Annotated in this window: 14 protein-coding genes and 2 riboswitches; of the genes, 12 read left to right on the top strand and 2 right to left on the bottom strand. The window is 34.6% G+C overall.

Annotated features, from left to right (window positions below):
* Positions 1–19 precede the first annotated feature (19 nt).
* The 10 genes from AC4BB2_RS08670 to AC4BB2_RS08625 all read left to right on the top strand — a co-directional run bounded on the left by AC4BB2_RS08670 (position 20) and on the right by AC4BB2_RS08625 (position 14,807).
* Positions 20–4,858 (top strand): bacterial Ig-like domain-containing protein, encoded by a 4,839-nt coding sequence (locus AC4BB2_RS08670; protein ID WP_490472545.1) that lies wholly within the window; start codon positions 20–22, stop codon positions 4,856–4,858.
* A 13-nt stretch (positions 4,859–4,871) separates the two neighbouring features.
* Entirely contained in the window at positions 4,872–5,390 is a 519-nt protein-coding gene (locus AC4BB2_RS08665; protein ID WP_490472544.1) for a hypothetical protein, read from the top strand.
* A gap of 58 nt (positions 5,391–5,448) precedes the next feature.
* Positions 5,449–6,126 carry a hypothetical protein gene (locus AC4BB2_RS08660; RefSeq protein WP_490472543.1) on the top strand — a complete coding sequence of 226 codons (678 nt, stop codon included), beginning with the start codon at positions 5,449–5,451 and terminating at the stop codon, positions 6,124–6,126.
* Positions 6,127–6,196: 70 nt separating this feature from the next.
* Positions 6,197–6,460, top strand: coding sequence for an LPXTG cell wall anchor domain-containing protein (locus tag AC4BB2_RS08655; protein ID WP_490472542.1), 264 nt, complete (start codon positions 6,197–6,199; stop codon positions 6,458–6,460).
* Positions 6,461–7,331: 871 nt separating this feature from the next.
* Positions 7,332–7,778 (top strand): MarR family winged helix-turn-helix transcriptional regulator, encoded by a 447-nt coding sequence (locus AC4BB2_RS08650; protein ID WP_490472541.1) that lies wholly within the window; start codon positions 7,332–7,334, stop codon positions 7,776–7,778.
* Complete coding sequence (locus AC4BB2_RS08645; protein WP_490472540.1) at positions 7,778–10,159, top strand: ABC transporter ATP-binding protein; 2,382 nt, start codon at positions 7,778–7,780, stop codon at positions 10,157–10,159. Before AC4BB2_RS08650 ends, AC4BB2_RS08645 begins: the two co-directional genes overlap by 1 nt.
* A 15-nt stretch (positions 10,160–10,174) precedes the next feature.
* Positions 10,175–12,022 (top strand): ABC transporter ATP-binding protein, encoded by a 1,848-nt coding sequence (locus AC4BB2_RS08640; RefSeq protein WP_490472539.1) that lies wholly within the window; start codon positions 10,175–10,177, stop codon positions 12,020–12,022.
* A 141-nt stretch (positions 12,023–12,163) separates the two neighbouring features.
* Positions 12,164–12,331, top strand: a riboswitch (M-box (ykoK) riboswitch).
* A 108-nt stretch (positions 12,332–12,439) separates the two neighbouring features.
* Complete coding sequence (locus AC4BB2_RS08635) at positions 12,440–13,111, top strand: phosphatase PAP2 family protein (protein ID WP_490472538.1); 672 nt, start codon at positions 12,440–12,442, stop codon at positions 13,109–13,111.
* Positions 13,112–13,210: 99 nt separating this feature from the next.
* Complete coding sequence (locus AC4BB2_RS08630) at positions 13,211–14,182, top strand: diaminopimelate dehydrogenase (RefSeq protein WP_490472537.1); 972 nt, start codon at positions 13,211–13,213, stop codon at positions 14,180–14,182.
* 163 nt (positions 14,183–14,345) lie between these two features.
* Positions 14,346–14,807, top strand: coding sequence for a DUF8821 family protein (locus AC4BB2_RS08625; protein ID WP_490472536.1), 462 nt, complete (start codon positions 14,346–14,348; stop codon positions 14,805–14,807).
* 63 nt (positions 14,808–14,870) lie between these two features.
* On the opposite strand, the gene AC4BB2_RS08620 is transcribed toward AC4BB2_RS08625, so the two are convergent.
* Positions 14,871–15,962 (bottom strand): hypothetical protein, encoded by a 1,092-nt coding sequence (locus AC4BB2_RS08620; protein WP_490472535.1) that lies wholly within the window; start codon positions 15,960–15,962, stop codon positions 14,871–14,873.
* A gap of 159 nt (positions 15,963–16,121) precedes the next feature.
* Positions 16,122–16,220: riboswitch (TPP riboswitch) on the top strand.
* Between the two features lie 55 nt (positions 16,221–16,275).
* Between AC4BB2_RS08620 and thiT the strand changes: the two genes are divergently transcribed.
* Complete coding sequence (gene thiT / locus AC4BB2_RS08615; RefSeq protein ID WP_490472534.1) at positions 16,276–16,848, top strand: energy-coupled thiamine transporter ThiT; 573 nt, start codon at positions 16,276–16,278, stop codon at positions 16,846–16,848.
* A gap of 477 nt (positions 16,849–17,325) precedes the next feature.
* The gene (locus AC4BB2_RS08610) at positions 17,326–18,621 is read left to right on the top strand and encodes an MFS transporter (RefSeq protein ID WP_490472533.1); all 1,296 of its coding nucleotides are present in this window, start codon (positions 17,326–17,328) and stop codon (positions 18,619–18,621) included.
* Between the two features lie 163 nt (positions 18,622–18,784).
* On the opposite strand, the gene AC4BB2_RS08605 is transcribed toward AC4BB2_RS08610, so the two are convergent.
* Positions 18,785–19,243, bottom strand: coding sequence for an S-ribosylhomocysteine lyase (locus AC4BB2_RS08605; RefSeq protein WP_490472532.1), 459 nt, complete (start codon positions 19,241–19,243; stop codon positions 18,785–18,787).
* Positions 19,244–19,303 lie beyond the last annotated feature (60 nt).

Here is a 19,303-nt window from a genome sequence, read left to right as displayed (position 1 = left end):
TATATAATTGAGAAATTATATGAAAAATAAAACGATAAAAAAAATATTGTCTTTTAGTATGTGTATTACTTTAACATTTGAAAGTATATCAGGATCAGTTTTGGTATTTGCAAAAGATATCACAGAAAATACTGGAATTGTAGAAAGTAAACATAAGGAACTAAAAGAAGTAATGGATTCTAGTACTGAAGATAATGAAGCAGAGGTTAGTACTACAAATCAAAACGAACATGACATAGTAGAATCAAAGTCTATTAGTGAGAAAAAGGAAGATACTCAAGAAACAACTAAAAAAATTAATAGAAATAGCGATGTACATGGAGATGTACCCAAGCCAAGTATAGTAGGTGTAACATTATATATAGGGCAGAAATTTGATCCCAATTCCATATTATTCAATGTATACGATGAATATGGAAGAAGGCTGACTGATCATAAAGATATTTCTTCGACTAATTACATTGTTAATAATCATCCAATAGAATATGAGGATAGAGCTACAGCCATAGATACAAGTAAAGTAGGTATATATCTACTGCAGGTTTATATGCCTAGAGTAGGTTATAGCAATGAAGTATATGTAGAAGTCAAAGAAGATAAAACTAAATTGGAATTACAAAATGTTGAATTATATCAAGGAGAGAAGTTTGACCCAAATTCTCCCTTCAAGAACGTAACAGATAAAGAAGAAAACAAACTTAAAGCAGAGGATTTTAATTATTACTACATTTATCCTGTTGGGCAACAAGTAGGAGAAGAATGGATAAGAAAAAATTTGGATACAAAAATGCCAGGGACATATATCGCTCGAATATACTATCCAGAGAACGAACAGTTTAGTAATGAAGCAACGATCACAATAAAAGAAGATAAATCCTCACTAAAGACAAAAGATTTGGTTGTAGATATGGGGCAGAAAGTAACTGGGAAAGACGGGTTTTTAAGTGCTACGGATGAAGATGGAAATGCTGTTCCATGGTCTGACAAAAGAATAAGCATTAACGGTGTTCCAAACTTAGATACCAATATAGATACAAGTAAATCAGGTGTTTACGAATATGAATATTCGTTTAATGGGAAAGTAAAGAATACAAATTCTAAATCAAAGATTACTGTTCAAGAAATGCTATCAGCACAAGCGAATCCTCAAACCATCTCTTTAGGTGAATCAATAAATAGTTTAAATTCAAAGAATTTTGTTAAAAATGTGAAAATAAATAATGAAGAGCTTAAACCAGAGGACTATACGGTTGTAGTTAAAGATACGGTAGAAGCAGATACGATTGGAACTAAGACAATGATTGTAACTGTAACGAGAAGTGAAACTGGGAAAACAGTTGATGTATCTGTTCCAGTTAACGTTGAGTGGGGTCGTTCTGTTATTGTATATGGTGCTTTGGGGGATAATCGTACTAGTGTTGCCTTTCCATTGATACTTGGAGACAATCCAATCATAGCAGCAGTTTCTGGTTTAGAAAATGACAATACATCCATTCATTATTATTTTAAAGAGTTGTATTATCAGTTTGATTGGTTTGATCTGAGTGAAACAAATACGATTACCATGAATGAAACAAAACATGGGAATACTCATATTGAAGCCATGGGTGAAGACTTGAAACAGGATGCATTAAAAAAATGGGGAACAGACAAGAAACAAGCCGTTCATTATGGTGATGTTGTTCGAGCGTGGCAGAGAGAACCTGAAAAAAACTATCTCTACGAAAACGGACAACGAAATCAATACAACAATGGACTAAAGGCTGTTTATTATGAAATTACAAAGGACGGCTATCAACCATTAAGGGTAAATCAATTAAAACCAAAAAAAGTTTCCACCGTATTGAATGCTTCTGGTGACACGTTAAATGAAGAGTTTAAAAATAATATGGAGAAATATTTTGATGCTAACGAATATAAAAATATAAAATCTGTAGAATTTGTGAATCTACCTGACACCAAAACGATAGGAATAAAGCCAGCTAAGGTAAGAGTAGAAGAAACCCTCAAAACGGGTAAAAAAATTCAGTACGATTACGATATTCAGGTAACAGTAAAAGAAGATAAATCCTCACTAAAGACAAAAGATTTAGTTGTAGATAGGGAACAGAAGATAAGTTGGAAAGACGGGTTTTTAAGTGCTACGGATGAAGATGGAAAAGCTGTTCCATGGTCTGACGATAGAATAAGTGTTAAAGGTGTCCCAAATTTAGATACCAATATAGATACAAATAAATCAGGTGTTTACGAATACGAGTACATGTTTAAAGGAATAGCAAAGGAAACAACTGCCAAAGTTAAGGTGCTTGTCAACGGAAAACTATCGGCACAAGGCAAGCCTCAAACTATCTCTTTAGGTGAATCAATAGATAGTTTAAATCCAAAGGATTTTGTTGAAAATGTGAAAGTAGATAATGAAGAGCTTAAACCAGATAGCTATACGGTTGTAGTTAAAGATACGGTAGAAGCAGATACGATTGGAACTAAGACAATGATTGTAACTGTAACGAGAAGTGAAACTGGGAAAACAGTTGATGTATCTGTTCCAGTTAACGTTGAGTGGGGTCGTTCTGTTATTACATATGGTGCTTTGGGGGATAATCGTACTAGTGTTGCCTTTCCATTGATACTTGGAGACAATCCAATCATAGCAGCAGTTTCTGGTTTAGAAAATGACAATACATCCATTCATTATTATTTTAAAGAGTTGTATTATCAGTTTGATTGGTTTGATCTGAGTGAAACAAATACGATTACCATGAATGAAACAAAACATGGGAATACTCATATTGAAGCCATGGGTGAAGACTTGAAACAGGATGCATTAAAAAAATGGGGAACGGACAAGAAACAAGCCGTTCATTATGGTGATGTTGTTCGAGCGTGGCAGAGAGAACCTGAAAAAAACTATCTCTACGAAAACGGACAACGAAATCAATACAACAATGGATTAAAGGCTGTTTATTATGAAATTACAAAAGACGGCTATCAACCATTAAGGGTAAATCAATTGAAACCAAAAAAAGTTTCCACCGTATTGAATGCTTCTGGTGACACGTTAAATGAAGAGTTTAAAAATAATATGGAGAAATATTTTGATACTAACGAATATAAAAATATAAAATCTGTAAAATTTGTGAATCTACCTGACACCAAAACGATAGGAATAAAGCCAGCTAAGGTAAGAGTAGAAGAAACCCTCAAAACGGGTAAAAAAATTCAGTACGATTACGATATTCAGGTAACAGTAAAAGAAGATAAATCCTCACTAAAGACAAAAGATTTAGTTGTAGATAGGGAACAGAAGATAAGTTGGAAAGACGGGTTTTTAAGTGCTACGGATGAAGATGGAAAAGCTGTTCCATGGTCTGACGATAGAATAAGTGTTAAAGGTGTCCCAAATTTAGATACCAATATAGATACAAGTAAATCAGGTGTTTACGAATATGAGTACATGTTTAAAGGAATAGCAAAGGAAACAACTGCCAAAGTTAAGGTGCTTGTCAACGGAAAACTATCGGCACAAGGCAAGCCTCAAACTATCTCTTTAGGTGAATCAATAGATAGTTTAAATCCAAAGGATTTTGTTGAAAATGTGAAAGTAGATAATGAAGAGCTTAAACCAGAGGACTATACGGTTGTAGTTAAAGATACGGTAGAAGCAGATGCAGTTGGAAATAAGACGATGACTGTAACTGTAACGAGAAGTGAAACTGGACAAAAAGTTGATGTATCTGTTCCTGTTAAAGTTGAATGGGGACGTTCTGTTGTCGCATATGGCGCTTGGGGGGATGATCGTACCAGTGCTGCTTTTCCTTTGATACTTGGGGAAAAACCAATCATAGCAGCGGTTTCCGGAATGTTAGACGATAATACTTCGATTCATTCTTATTTTAAAGAGTTGTATTATCAGTTTGATTGGTTTGATCTGAGTGAAGTAAATACGAGTATCATGGATGAAATAAAACGTGGAAATACTTATATTGAAGCTATGGGAGAAGACTTAAAGCAGGATGCGTTAAAAAAATGGGGAACAGACAAGAAACAAGCCGTTCATTATGGTGATGTTGTTCGAGCGTGGGAGAGAGAACTTAAAAAAAATTATCTCTACGAGAATGAGCAACGAAATCAGTATAACAATGAAAAAAGGGCTGTTTATTATGAAATTACAAAGGACGGCTATCAGCCATTAAGGGTAAATCAATTAAAACCAAAAGAAGTTTCGACAGTGTTGAATGCTTCGGATGATATGTTAAATGAAGAGTTTAAAAATAATATGAACAAATATTTTGATGCTAACGAATATAAAAATATAAAATCTGTGAAATTTGTTGAGTTCCCGGACACCAAAACACCAGGAATAAAGCCAGCTAAAGTAAGAGTAGAAGAAACTCTAAAAACAGGTAAAAAAATTCAGTACGATTACAAGATTAAAATAAATGTTGAGAATAAGTGGGTGAATGTAACTATTCCTACTAAAATGTTATTCTTCTCTGATAGAAAAACGAAAGACAAAATTATTTCTGAATCGTACTCAATAAAAAATAACTCAACAAATACTACACTGGCAGTTGAAATGGCTTCATTTTCTATTGGGAAAACGTCAGGTGTGAACTATTTATCAGAAAAAGAAGAAGATCCATCTAAGCAACAAAAATCATTAAGATTGAACTTGCTTGTAGATGGTAAAGAAAAAGTTAATAGCTTAAATACCAATACACCCTCGAAACTCTTAACAGATTTGACAGCTAGTAAGTCGAGTGAAATTAGGTTTGAAGGAAAGTATTTTAACGATAAATCAGAAGACTCTCCACATTTAGAGAGCAGTATAATTCTGAAGTTTGGTATGAAAGACTAAGGAGAGAACGGTAATGAATAATGAAACAAAAACAAAGAAAAAATGGATGATACTCATGTTATTACTTCTTTTAATTCTTGGAACTGCGGGGTCGTTTTATTGGCATTATTCCCAACAAAATCCAAAAGAATTAATTGCTGGAGAATATCCAGATGTAAGAGATGCCAAAAAAATGACAAGTAAAGAATTGAATGCTTATCAACAAAATAAAGTAGACGAAACACAATTTACTCTAACCATATTTCCAGAAGCTACTTTTGATCAAAAAACTTCTGAAGGAAATATTTATATAAAAAATGAGCCTGTTAATGCCTATCCAATCAATGTAAAAGTGATATTGGATAAAGATAAGTCGCTTGTTTATGAATCAGGAATGATTCAGCCTGGCTTTGAAGTAACAAAAGCAAAATTAGGTAAAACTTTAGAGGCGGGAACATACAAAGCAACAGCTCAGGTAGATATATATGATAGTAAGCTTAAGGAAAAAAGAGGAACAACTCAAGCAGTAATCAAAATTACTGTTAATAAATGAATTTAGTAGCTAAAAGCTGTTAAAGATAAATTAAAAAAATTTTAGGAGAGATTATTATATGAAGAAAACAGTATTTACATTATTAGTATTAGGCGGAATGATTTTAGGAACAGGTCAAGTAGCATTTGCATCAGAACATCAGGTTATTGACAACGTAGATGGCAACCAATACGATTCTAATGAGGGGGTTGAAATCCCAGTTAAAGGTACACTTGGTCAGATGGATAATGCAGATCCCGAAGAAAACATTCCAGAAGGAGATGAAAAATGGCTTAAAGTTGAGTTACCGACTTCAGTATTGTTTCATTCAGACACAGACGATGAAAAAGTAATTACGTCAGGTGAGTACCATGTTTCTAATTTATCGGCTCGTCCAGTAAATGTTAATTTAGCAAGCTTTACTCTTCCAAAGGACGCAACAGCGGCAAAAGCGATTGATAAATTAAGTCTACAACCAAAAAATAACAAAGAGGGTGAGACAGCCTTTGACCTTATTACAGCTGATGGTACCCCAACTGGTGAAATGAACAAATTATTGAGCAAATTGGAATCTCCAATTCTTTCTGGAAAATCAGAAGGATCTGAATATAAATTTCAATATACAGGTAAAGTAACACCAGAAAAAATAGAATCCGACAAAGCTACTAAAGCGGACGAACCTGCTAGACAAACAGTTTCTTATGCAATGACTATGAAATTTGAAGTATTAGGTAAAGATGGAAATCCCGTTAAATAATCGTATGAAAAAAAAAAGCATCATTTTTTCGCTAATCCTTGTTACTTGTTTTCTTTTGGGACTATTTGGAATGGGAAATACTGTTTATGGAGAAGCAGAAGTTAGTATTCCAGTAAACGGAACATTGAATAGAAATAAAAGTGAAAAACAAATTGTAAATGATTCAAATGATGAGGAAAATAAAAGTGATAAAGTTTCAACGGTTATAAAAAGTGATTCTATTGATATCTTACCGACCACAGGAGAAGCAGTAAGTTTGTTTCTTCTTGTAGTTGGCTTAACATTGATTCTCTTATTTTTAATTGTAAAGAAATGGTTATCTTTTAAAGTGTAGTGACATTTATTCCAGAATTAAATAAGATATCCCTAGTTAAAACAGTTAAACTAAAGAGGCATGTAAGAAAGTTGAGTAAGTTCTAATAAAGAACTTTACTCAACTTTTTGTTTTACTATCTCGTAAATTTGAAAATATAAAGAATTGTATTTATGCGAGTTCATACTATGGCGATATTTGTTTTTAGGTATAATAAACGCGAAAAAAACTTGATTGATTATTAGCCTACTAAGTCAGCTTCATTCGATTTTAAGGTTAACTGAAATAACGGAGACTCGTTTTCTGATAAAAGTAGGCTGTTTTTTATCAAGTAAGTTGAAAGTTCTAAGTTCATTGTGTTCAGTAAATTTGTAGCTTTTAGAAGTAAATGTCAAATTATCAAATAAAGACATCAGCGAAAAAATCCAACTTACAGAGTAAGTAATTGGACAACGACTTGCTTAGTTAAAAGATAATAGAAAGAACAATCAACGAAATAGACGAGTTTTTAAAGTCAGCGGATATGCTTGTTATCCGGTTGTTGTTCATTTTAATCCGCAGCAGTTAAATGAATTCATTGAAATCCTCTCAAAATGGGCATGTTGTAATGTAGATTCTGTTGTTAGAAATAGTAAATTTAAATCTATAAAAGTTAGTCTGGGGACATGGCCTATTAATGTTTTCAGATTTTTTTTAGCGAAAAATCTCTTCTCTTTTAAATAGAATATCGAACACATTTTTAAGATTCTTAAATAAAAACGGATTCATTTTTATTTTTAATTCAATACTATTGACATCAAAAGCTATTTGCGTTAATATCGAACAGTATTAATTACTAACACCGTTAGCTATTAATGGTAGAAGCAATTATTTTGAGAAAAGGAGGAGTCATATGTCATTTGCAGAAGAGGCCGAACAAGAGCTTATGCGTCTAATGGTTCAAAATCGACATAGTGCATTTAGTAGACTAGAAAAGAGTAACCAAGGTGAAAGTATTGTCATCAAGTTTCTTTATCGCTATGGTGAACCAACTAGCCCGAAACATCTCGCTGAATCACTTAAACTGTCTAGTGCTCGTATTGCAGTTGTGTTAGGCAGTTTAGAAAAAAAGGGCCAAATCGAACGTACTATGGACCCTAATGATCGTCGTCGCATCAACGTTACTTTAACCGAATGTGGAAAGAAAGTAGCGAAGCTTCAAAAGAAAGAAATGCGTGATAAGATTGTTCAAGTTTTTAAACTAATGGGAGAGAAAGACACAAAACAATTTATCGACCTGACTGCGAAATTCGTAGACTACTCCCAACAAATATCCCTGAAAGAGGAAGGTGACCAATAGTGAAGATTTTTAAATATCTCGGCAAATACTGGTATGCGGTCATCGCAGTTCTTGTGCTTTTAGTCGTACAGGCAAATAGTGATTTAAGCTTACCAAAACTAACATCAGGTATCGTCGATGTTGGTATTCAACAAGGAGGGCTTGAATACTCCACCCCTGAAAAAATCAGGAAAACAACTCTTCAAGGAATTGAAATGTTCATGACCGATGATGAGAAAAAAACAGTTGAAGACAACTATAAACGAACAACCGAAAAGATTGATGGAAAAGACGTTGAAGTCTATAAATTAAACCTTCAAGATGATATGACAGAAGCAAAATTAGCAGATATCTTTAATCTGCCAATGATGATGTTAGCTTCTTCTCAATCAAAAGATTCATCAAGTGGAAGTGAAGCCAAAGCAATTATTGAAGACTATAAAACGGTTGGAGCAGACGCTGCCAAAGCAAAACAACTTGGCGAAGAAGCAACCACTTTAGGTGAACAAGCTAAAGCAGCTGGTGAAGCAGCTGCCTCTTCAACTGATATTGCTATAGCAACTGAAAAAGGCACAGAAGCTCAAGCATTGGCTCAACAAGCTCAAGCGAAAGGTGCCGAAGCTAAAACGTTAGCTGATTCAATCAAAACAAAAACTGAAGCGATGCCAGCTAAAGTCGAGGCGGCTCGTAAAGCAACTAAAGAAAGTTTAGGAGATCTAGGTGCTGATTCAATGAAAACAGTGGGCATTCAATTAACACTTGCTGAATACAAAGCACTAGATATGAATACACAACAAATTCAAACAGACTATATGGTGAAAACAGGGACAAAAATGATCCTCTTAACCCTTGTTTCAGCTGTTGCAGCAATTATTGTTGGACTGATTGCTTCATTAGTTGCAGCATCTGTGGCAAGAAATTTACGTGTGGGACAATATGAACGTACATTACAATTTTCAAACACAGAAATGGAAAAATTCTCCCCCGCTTCATTAATTACTCGTAATACCAATGATATTCAGCAAATGCAAATGGGGATCGTTATGATTATGCGTATCGTTTTATATGCACCGATCTTAGGTATTGGCGGAATTTACAATGTTTATAAAACAGGAACGGGTATGGGATGGATTGTTGGAGTCGCTGTGGTGGCTGTTTTAGTTTTAGTTATGACATTGTTATTAACAACCATGCCAAAATTTAAAGCATTGCAAAACTTGGTTGATAGAGTAAACTTAGTTTCTCGTGAAATTATTACTGGTTTACCAGTTATCCGTGCGTTTTCTCGTGAAAAATTTGAAGAAAAACGTTTTGACACAGCCAACACGAACTTAATGAAAACTCAATTATTCGTTAACCGTGCAATGTCTATCATGATGCCTGTGATGATGTTGATGATGAATGGAATCTCTGTTTTGATCGTTTGGGTCGGCGGGCATAACATGAATAATGGTCAACTTCAAGTGGGTGATATGATGGCATTTATCACATACACAATGATGATTGTTATGGCATTTATGATGTTGTCAATGGTTTCAATTATCTTACCTCGTGCCAACGTTGCAGCTGGTCGTGTGGAAGAAGTTCTTGAAACAGTTCCAACAATTACAGATCCAAAACACCCTAAAGATAATCATGATTTTAAAGGTGAAGTGAAATTTGAAGCAGTAGAATTCCGTTACAGCGATGCTGACGAAGATGTGCTTCATCATATTAACTTTGTGGCTAAACCAGGGCAAACAACAGCTTTAATTGGTTCAACTGGTTCAGGTAAATCAACAATCGTTAACTTGATTCCACGACTTTTTGATGTAACAGGTGGACGGATTACGATTGACGGAATTGATATTCGCGAAATGAGTTTGCATAAATTACATGAAATCATTGGTTTCGTTCCGCAAAAAGGAATTTTATTCTCTGGAGATATTGCTTCAAATATTAAATTTGGTGATGCAGATATTTCAGATGAACAAATGGAAAAAGCCGCTAAAATTGCTCAAGCTCAAGAGTTCATTGATTCAAATGAAAAAGGCTATGACCGTGAAATTTCTCAAGGTGGGACCAACGTTTCAGGTGGGCAAAAACAACGTCTATCCATTGCCCGTGCGTTAGCGAAAAATCCTAAAATATTAATCTTCGATGATTCATTTTCTGCTCTTGATAATAAAACTGACGTAGCGTTGCGTAAAGCGTTGTCTGAAAATATCAAAGGTGCAACACAAATCATTGTAGCCCAAAAAATCTCTACGATTCTTCATGCAGATAACATTATTGTGTTAAATGAAGGACGTGTAGTAGGACATGGGACACACGAAGAATTAATGGAATCATCAAAAGTCTATCAAGAAATTGCCCAGTCGCAATTAAGCAATGCCGAATTAGGCATAGAAGAAGCTGAGTAGGGAGGAGCGAATAGAATGTCAGAACAAAAACAAACTCGCCCTCGTGGCGGTCGTGGCGGTGGACCTGGACAAATTGCTCCAGTGGAAAAAGCAAAAGATTTTAAAGGAACCTTGAAAAAATTACTGTCTTACCTTGGTGCCTATAAAATTCCTGTTTTCTTTGTAATAATTTTTGCAATTGCCTCAACTATTTTCAATATTTGGGGACCAAAAATCTTATCAAAAGCGATCACGGAATTATTTAATGGCTTAATCAAAAAATATCAAGGTACTGGCGGAATTGATTTTGATAAAATCGGCGGCATCTTATTATTCATGTTAGGTCTTTACCTTGTTGCTTCTCTTTTTGGGATTATCCAAGGATGGATCATGTCAACGATTTCGCAAAAAATCACTTATCGGATGCGGAAAGAAATTTCAGAAAAAATCAACCGTATGCCTATGAACTATTTTGAAAGTCGGACAACGGGTGAAGTATTATCACGTATTACAAATGATGTAGATACATTAGGTCAATCCTTAAATCAATCAATCACCCAATTGATTACGTCAACCTTCACCATCATTGGGGTTATTGTAATGATGCTGTCAATTTCAGTACAGATGACGGGTATTGCCATTTTGATTGTACCGATTTCAATGATTTTGATTATGATTGTTGTGAAAAACTCACAAAAATACTTTAAAACACAACAAGAATATCTTGGAGTAATCAATGGTAAAGTAGAAGAAACAATCGGTGGATACAACATCGTACGTTTATTTAATGATGAAGATAACGCTCTGAAAGAATTTAAAGAAAAAAATGATGTATTATTCAAATCAGCATGGAAATCTCAATTTCTTTCTGGTTTGATGCAACCAATTATGAACTTTGTTGGAAACCTTGGCTATGTAGCTGTTGCTATCTTTGGTGGAATTATGGCTTACAATGGTTCAATCACTGTTGGTGACATTCAAGCCTTCATCCAATACGTTCGTAACTTAACACAACCTATTGCTCAATTGGCTCAAGTATCTAATTTACTTCAATCAATGGCAGCAGCTGCTGAACGTGTCTTTGAATTTCTTGGGGAGGACGAAGAAGAGCAAACTGTAGAAAATCCAGTTAAAATTGATAAAGCAAAAGGTATGGTAGACTTTGAACATGTTCGTTTTGGTTACACACCAGATAAAATCATTATTAATGATTTCAGTTCACATGTGGATTCTGGCCAAACAGTAGCAATTGTTGGACCAACTGGAGCTGGTAAAACAACCATGGTTAAATTACTGATGCGTTTTTACGATGTTACCTCTGGTGCAATTAAAATCGATGGCTATAATATTAAAGACTTTAATCGTGCAGATCTTCGTAAAAATATTGGGATGGTTTTACAAGATACTTGGTTATTTAAAGGAACTATTATGGAAAATCTTCGCTATGGTCGTCTAGATGCAACAGATGAAGAAGTGTATGAAGCTGCAAAAGCTGCTCATGTTCACCACTTTATCCAAACATTACCTGGCGGCTATAATATGGAATTAAATGAAGAATCTTCAAATATTTCTCAAGGTCAAAAACAACTGTTAACTATTGCTCGTGCGATTTTAGCAGACAAACCAATCTTGATTCTTGATGAAGCAACGTCATCTGTTGATACACGGACAGAAGGATTGATTCAAGGCGCTATGAATAACTTAATGGCTGGTCGTACGTCATTTGTTATCGCTCACCGTTTATCAACAATCAAAGATGCAGATAAAATTCTTTATATGCAAGATGGCGATATTAAAGAACAAGGAACACACGAAGAATTACTTGCTGAAGGTGGCTACTATGCATCACTTTACAATTCACAGTTTGAAGAGTTAGATGCGTAAAATAAAATTCAATATAAACTAGAAAATAAAAGAGGGGCTTGTCAAAAAAATTGACGGGTTCCTCTTTTAAAATTAAGAAAAAATAAAGAGAAACAAAAAAACTTGAAAAAATAACGTCCAAACGGTACGATTTATAAAAATAAATAAACTTGTTAGGTGAGGCTCCTATACAAACACAAGCTATTGCGCAGAAACGTCGAAAGACGCCAATGGGTAAAACAGGAATTGTCGAATTAAGGCTTTTCATAAAATAGCTAAGAATTTTTCTTTACGTTGTATAGTGCTAAAACTCAGACGATGAGATTGATTGAAAGTCAAACGTCTTATGAAAAAATTGTTTGGCTTTTTTCTTTTGAGAGGATTATGACATCTTAACCTTCACAAGTTTAATGAATTAGAAATGAGAGGATGTCTACATTGAAAGAAAAAAAATTTACTCCAGCTATTTTAAGTATTGTATTATTTTCAATACTTACTTTTTTAGTTGTTACAAATCCTTCATGGTTTAGTCAGTTAGATTCGTTTATCTACCAGTTTAACTGGAAACCTAGTGACGTGATTACCAATTTTGTGAACTTATTTGCCAAAACAGCTACGATCGTTCCTATTTTTATCGTAAGTTTGATTGTTTCTTTTGTACTTTGGAGGAATAACTATAGGATTTTGGCAGTTTGGACGAGTAGTAATGTTTTTGTCGTTAGTGCACTAGGATTTATCCTGAAACAATCTGTTGCAAGGATCAGACCCAATGTAGAACAACTGGCTGAAAAAACTTCTTACAGCTTTCCTAGTGGCCATTCTTTATTGGCGATGTGTCTCGCCTGTTCGATAATTTTAGTGATTCATACTGTCTATTCAAATAATCCAAAAAAATATCAATGGTTAAAAATAGGTCTAGTTGTTTATGTACTGTTGATTGGACTAGGTCGAATTTATTTAAGGGTTCATTATCCTAGTGATGTGATTGGAGGATTTTTATTGAGTTTTGCTTGGGTAAATCTTTCATATATTTATCTGCAAAAAATGGCTATTAACGGGAAATTCTCAATGCTAAAAACTAGCCAAAGATTAGACTCAAAAAAAGAATGAATGTAATTTTCGCAAAATAGTCTGCTTATATAAATTCCAATTGTCAAATGACTTTTCCATTTGGTATAATTTGAGGCATAGAAGTGGAGGAATGTAAGTATGATAAAAGTAGCAATTGTCGGGTATGGGAACCTGGGTCGGGGCGTGGAACGTGCTATCAAACAGAATAAAGATATGGTGTTAGTCGGCATCTTTACGAGAAGAGCACCTGAAACTGTTGAAACAGAAGGTGGACAGGCGTTCACAATGGATCAACTTAAGTCTAAAAAAAATGACATCGATGTTTGTATTTTATGTGGCGGATCAGCAACAGATTTACCAACGCAAACGCCAGAATGGACGCATTTATTTAATACAATCGATAGTTTCGATACACACGCAAAAATTCCAGAGCATTTTGCTAAAGTGGACCAAGTGGCAAAAGAAAATCAAACGGCATCAATTATCTCAACTGGGTGGGATCCAGGTTTGTTTAGCTTAAATCGATTATATGCCCAAAGTATTTTACCGGATGGTGAGACGAATACTTTTTGGGGTAGAGGAGTTAGTCAGGGACACTCCGATGCATTAAGACGAATTGATGGAGTGATAGATGCTGTTCAATACACGATTCCAAATAATGAGGTTATCGAGAAACTCAAAGCAGGTGAAACATTACAGTTGACGACTCGTGATAAACATTTTAGAGAATGTTTTGTTGTTCTAGAAGATGAAGGCGATTCAAAGAGAATTCGGGAAGAAATCATTTCTATGCCAAATTATTTTGCTGACTATGACACGGAAGTTCACTTTATTTCACAGGCTGAACTAGATGAAAATCATAAAGCTATGCCTCATGGCGGAACAGTTCTTCATACTGGGACAACCCATCAAAAGACGAAGCAAGTGATTGAGTATAATTTACAATTGGAAAGTAACCCTGAATTTACCGCAAGTGTGTTAGTTGCTTACGCTAGAGCTTGTGCTCGTTTGGCTAAAGAAAAGCAATTTGGAGCGTATACCGTTCTGGATATTGCGCCTAAGTATTTATCTGATCGCACGGATGAGGAATTGAGAAAAGAATTATTGTAAAGATGGATAAAGTAAATGAGCGAATGTCGATAGCGATATTCGTTTTTTTATGGTTGCATGTAATGTTGTTAAATCATCTCAAGAAAAACCAAATCCATTTTATTTGTCAATGAATCCATCATTGCATATAATTACCATACATCAAAAGAAAAGAGGAGTTCAAATGTCCTATAAAGTAGATTTCAAAAACGTCTCAACAGTTGGTTTTGAAAGTTCTCCAGTGGCGGAAGCGATGGCAGGTTTACGTGCGAATGAAGCTCGTTATTATTGGAATAAATACAAACATGAATTTATAACGGTGCCAGCTAGTGAAGATACTGAAACTTTAGCTTGGATTGAAAAAATTTTAGCACAAAGAGATATGAAATTCCCGTATAAACCATTAGAAGTATCAAGCTTTGAAGTAGAGGGAATTAAGATGGCATATGTTTTTTATGAAAATGGCTTGGCCGTAAATGTGATGTATACACTTGAAGACGGTGGGAAACGTGCAGTAGGATTTAAACTTTCTGACGGTATGGAAATCCCAGTTGAGTTTGAAGGAAAGTTCAAGTTTGCTCGTCAAAAATCTAAGTTGGCAGGAACTATTCGCGGCTCGTTCTTTGTTATTAAAGGTGACTATTAAAAAGATATGTAAAAATGACTGGCGATGTTTAAATAAAATATTGCCAGTCATTTTTATTTCTATTTAAAATAAAGTACCTTGTTCTAGAGAAATTTGTTCCTGTAACCAGTCATTCAAGTTCATTTCAGCTTTTGCATCCCCTAATACAGGAGCCTTATCTAGTAATTTTTTTCCAGCTTTTAAGCAAAGTAAAGCCAGTTTAGGGTCATGGTTTACAAAGTAATAGTAAGAGGCTTCTATTCGTTTATTACCCATTAAAGGCTGCTTTAAACTAAGCTGAACGCTTTTGTCCGACCATAATTGAAGAATACGTTCATCTTCTGGTTTAGTGATAGAGAGAGAAAAAATCAGTTCTTTTTTTACTTCAATTTGATATGGAGGAAGCAAATCATCCAACTGGCTCCACAAGTATTCCATCTGGGTACTTAAACGTCTCCAATCACGTTCTTGCGAGAAACGAGCAATTCTTAAAAAGTATTGATAATCATTGAGATAGGTTTGTTTAGTCTTGGTTGGAGTTAATTCAAAAAACAGTTCAGGTAGGTCAAGATATGTTTTTCCTTGATTCAATTGGTAGTTTGTTTCAAATTGTACATAGAGTAAATATTGTTGCTCATGGCTAGAAGACGCAATTTTGAAAGTCATTCCATCATTAAAACCAGTTGGAAAACCATTTGTTATAACAATAAACATACCTGCAATAAAAAAGGCAGCAGCGATCATGGAATCAGGCATAAAAACTATACCAACAATACAGCTAGTAATTAAGTTAGCTAGAATCCCTCCAAGTAAATATAAGCGGAAGGGAAACTTTCCTTTCGCATATGGAGGTGGTGCCATTAAACATTGGCCTAATGTTCCTGGAACGTTAAATCGTCGAAAAGCAATCTTTCCATCTTTTTGCCAAACCCACATGAATGAAAAAATCCGATAACTAACCATTTTATAACCAGAGACTTTCCCGAAAATACCGTGTCCAGCTTCGTGGATAATAACGTGGAAAATAAAAGAAACAATCAATGCGAAGAGAAAAATTACTGCATCCCAGATTGATAATCTGTTACTTCCAATCAGATAGCTGCCAGAATAACCAATGATTCCTCCAAATACTGCCATAATTAAAATAGAACCAACTTTTTTTACTTTTTTTTTCATCATACTCCTCCTTTTTTTCTTTTATTTTACCTTAAATAGATAAGTAAAACGACGAAATTTGAGTATTAGCTAAAACTTTATTTCTTTACTTTTAGCAACCACCATGTTACGATTCCATTGTTGTCAGTAAAAATGAGAACAACTAAAAATTAAATAGAACCCATCACAAAGGGGAGCCTTGGCTGAGAATGAGTACCAACTCTAAACCCTTCGAACCTGTTCGTTAATACGAGCGTAGGAATTGTGATGGAGTAAATAGATACTTTTACTCCTCCTTTGTGAATTGGTCGTTCTACAAGGAGGAGTTTTTTTTATGCAAAGAAAAGTAGAGTTAAAAATCTGGATTGAAGGAACGATTGTTGCGGCAATTGCGATGATTTTGTCTTTTATTCCAACCAATATCGGCAGTAGCTTTTCGGTTTCACTAGGAATGATTCCGATCACACTTTATGCGTTACGAAGAGGAGCAAAGGCAGGATTTTTTTCAGCATTTATTTGGGGCCTACTTCATTTTCCGGCGGCGCAAGTTTACTATTTAATGCCAATTCAAGTAATTATTGAATATATCTTGGCTTTTGGTTTTGCAGGTTTTGCAGGTGTTTATAGTGGAAGATTACAACAAGCCATCAAAAATAAAGAGTATGTAAAGAGTAGTCGAATTATTATTTATGCGTCATTTTTCGGTACAGTTATGCGTTATTTTTGGCACTTTATCGCAGGGGTTATTTTCTGGGGAAGTTTTGCTCTTTGGGGGATGAATCCATGGTTGTTTTCATTTGTGATGAATGGAGTTAGTGCTTTAGCGACGGCAATCGCAACGTCTGCGGTCTTGATGGTTCTTCTTAAAATTAACGCTAACTTATTTATACCTACTGATAAGGTGTAAGTTGATTAGTGCAAAAATGAAGCTTAATAAATTTGAAATAGTTTGATAAACGGAGCTGAAACTTATAAAGTTTTGGCTTTTTTTGTGATATAAATAAACAATTAATTGAAACTTAGATTGGAAAATGGGGAAAATTTTACCATTCAGAGCTTTCATTGATGAAAAAATGTAAACTAAAAAAAGACCAATATAGTAGTTAAAATCTTGCGTAATCAACGTAAATATCTTTACAAATAATTATTGTCGCAAAAAATCAAATTAATTATTTGTTTGAGAAGCATACATCAGGTAAAATCAACCTATAGAAAGCTAACAAAGAGAGGAAAGAGCCACATGATTTATATGTTGAAGACAAATATTGATTCAATCCGTTTGAAAAAAGGATAGGCTTTTCTAGTTTTGGACAAACGCTTCAAAATTAGAAAAGATTATTATATCTGAAATTGAATAATAATTAATCATTCGAGGAGTGTTTTTATGTCTAAAAATTTAATTATATTTAAGCCTAATCAATGGAAAGGAAATTTTTACCTGTTTCTAACAGGACAATTTTTATCGGGAATCACAAGTATGGCTGTCCAGTATTCTATCATTTGGTATCTGACAAAGACAACGGGTTCAGCAACTGTTTTGAGCTTGGCTATGCTTTTGGGAATGTTGCCAATGGTGCTGTTGAGCCCGTTTGCGGGCCCTCTTATTGATCGTTGGAATAAGAAAGTTTTATTAATTTTAACAGATGTCATTGTAGCTATTTTTGCATTAATACTATCAATTGTCGGAACGATTTCATCCGATTTTCCATTGTGGCTAGTATTTATCTCGTTGCTGGTGCGTTCGATTGCACAAACGTTTCAAATGCCAACGATTCAGTCGATATTGCCTACGATGGTACCAGAAGATGAGCTAACGAAGGTCAATGGACAATTTAGCATGGTTCAATCGGCAAACTTTATCATTGCCCCTGCATTGGGTGCAGTGCTCTACTCTATGATTCCAATGAATTTTCTTATTTTGTTGGATGTTCTTGGGGCTGTTTTTGGTATTGGGCTGTTGATTCCAGTTACGATTAAAAAGATTATCTCAGAAGGAGAACCAATTCATCTTTTAGAAGATGCTAAATTTGGGTTTAACAAGCTATTTGAAAATAAAGGTCTTTGGTATATTACCATCGTTGGGGCTATTTTTATGTTGCTGTTTATGCCCGCTGCTAGTTTATATCCTCTGATGACTATGAATTACTTTAATGGAACTGTTGGTCAAGCTGGATTGGTTGAAGTAGTTTATTCTGTAGGGATGTTGATTGGTGGTGCTGTGATTGGGATTTTTGGGAAGTGGAAAAATCGCATGAATCTAATCTTTTTTGCTTATGCTGTGATTGGTGTAACAATTGGATTGAGTGGTTTGTTGCCGGCAACTAGTAGAGGATTTATCTATTTTGTTATTCTAAATTCAATTGCAGGTTTTGCCACCCCGTATTTCAATACCTTGTTAATGGCAATGATCCAACAAAGTTATGAACCGAATGTTCTTGGACGTGTGTTAGGTGTATTGAATTCTTTGATGAGTATTACAGGACCAGTAGGGTTAGTTTTTGCAGGGCCCTTAGCAGATAAAATCGGTGTGGAAAAAATGTTTGTGATTGCAGGTATCGGTGCGTGTGTATGTGGTGTAATCAACTTTCTGATTCCAGTGGCGAGAAATTATGATAAGGAATTACAGAAGAGGTTAAGAGAAGAAAAAAATAGTGAAAACTTAGATAACATAGAAAGTTAGTAATAGGGTTGGGAAACAAAATAGTAAAATATTTGGAATTGAAATTAATCGAAGGTAGACTTGCAAGCTTATCAAAACATCCATCTAAATAATAAAAACTAGCAGGTAGGATTTGAAACATCTGATCAGATCTGCTAGTTTTTTATTCTAAAGTGAACCGTTCTTACATCACTCGCTCAAAAGGATCTAAACTAATCCCTTTCTCTAAAACAATCTTCGCGTATTCCTGAGCAGAAAATAAAGAATGGTCTTTATAATTTCCACATTCTTTTGCTGAAACCGCTGGGACAAAATCAGTCTCAACAATAAAGTTCAATACCTTAACCAAGGCATCACGAATTTCTTTTGGTGAGTGCTCGTTCCACATAATCATATAAAATCCAGTACGGCAGCCCATTGGAGAAATATCAATGATTCCTTCTAAGTGATCGCGTAAATTCACTGCTAGTAAATGCTCCAATGTATGAACTGCAGCTGTTGGTAATTCATCTTCATTTGGTTGTAAAAAGCGTAAATCATATTTTTCAATCAATGCTTCGCCATTTTTTTCAGTACCCGCTAAACGAATATATGGGGCTTTTACTGTATTGTGATCTAATTCAAAACTTTCAACACGTGCCATCTTATTCACTCCTTCAAATTAAGTAAATGTCGCTTTTAACTATAACAAAACACATTCAAA

Source organism: Enterococcus sp. AAFC-DPL-5146, assembly GCF_058216635.1.
This window is presented reverse-complemented; position numbering and strand designations above follow the sequence as displayed.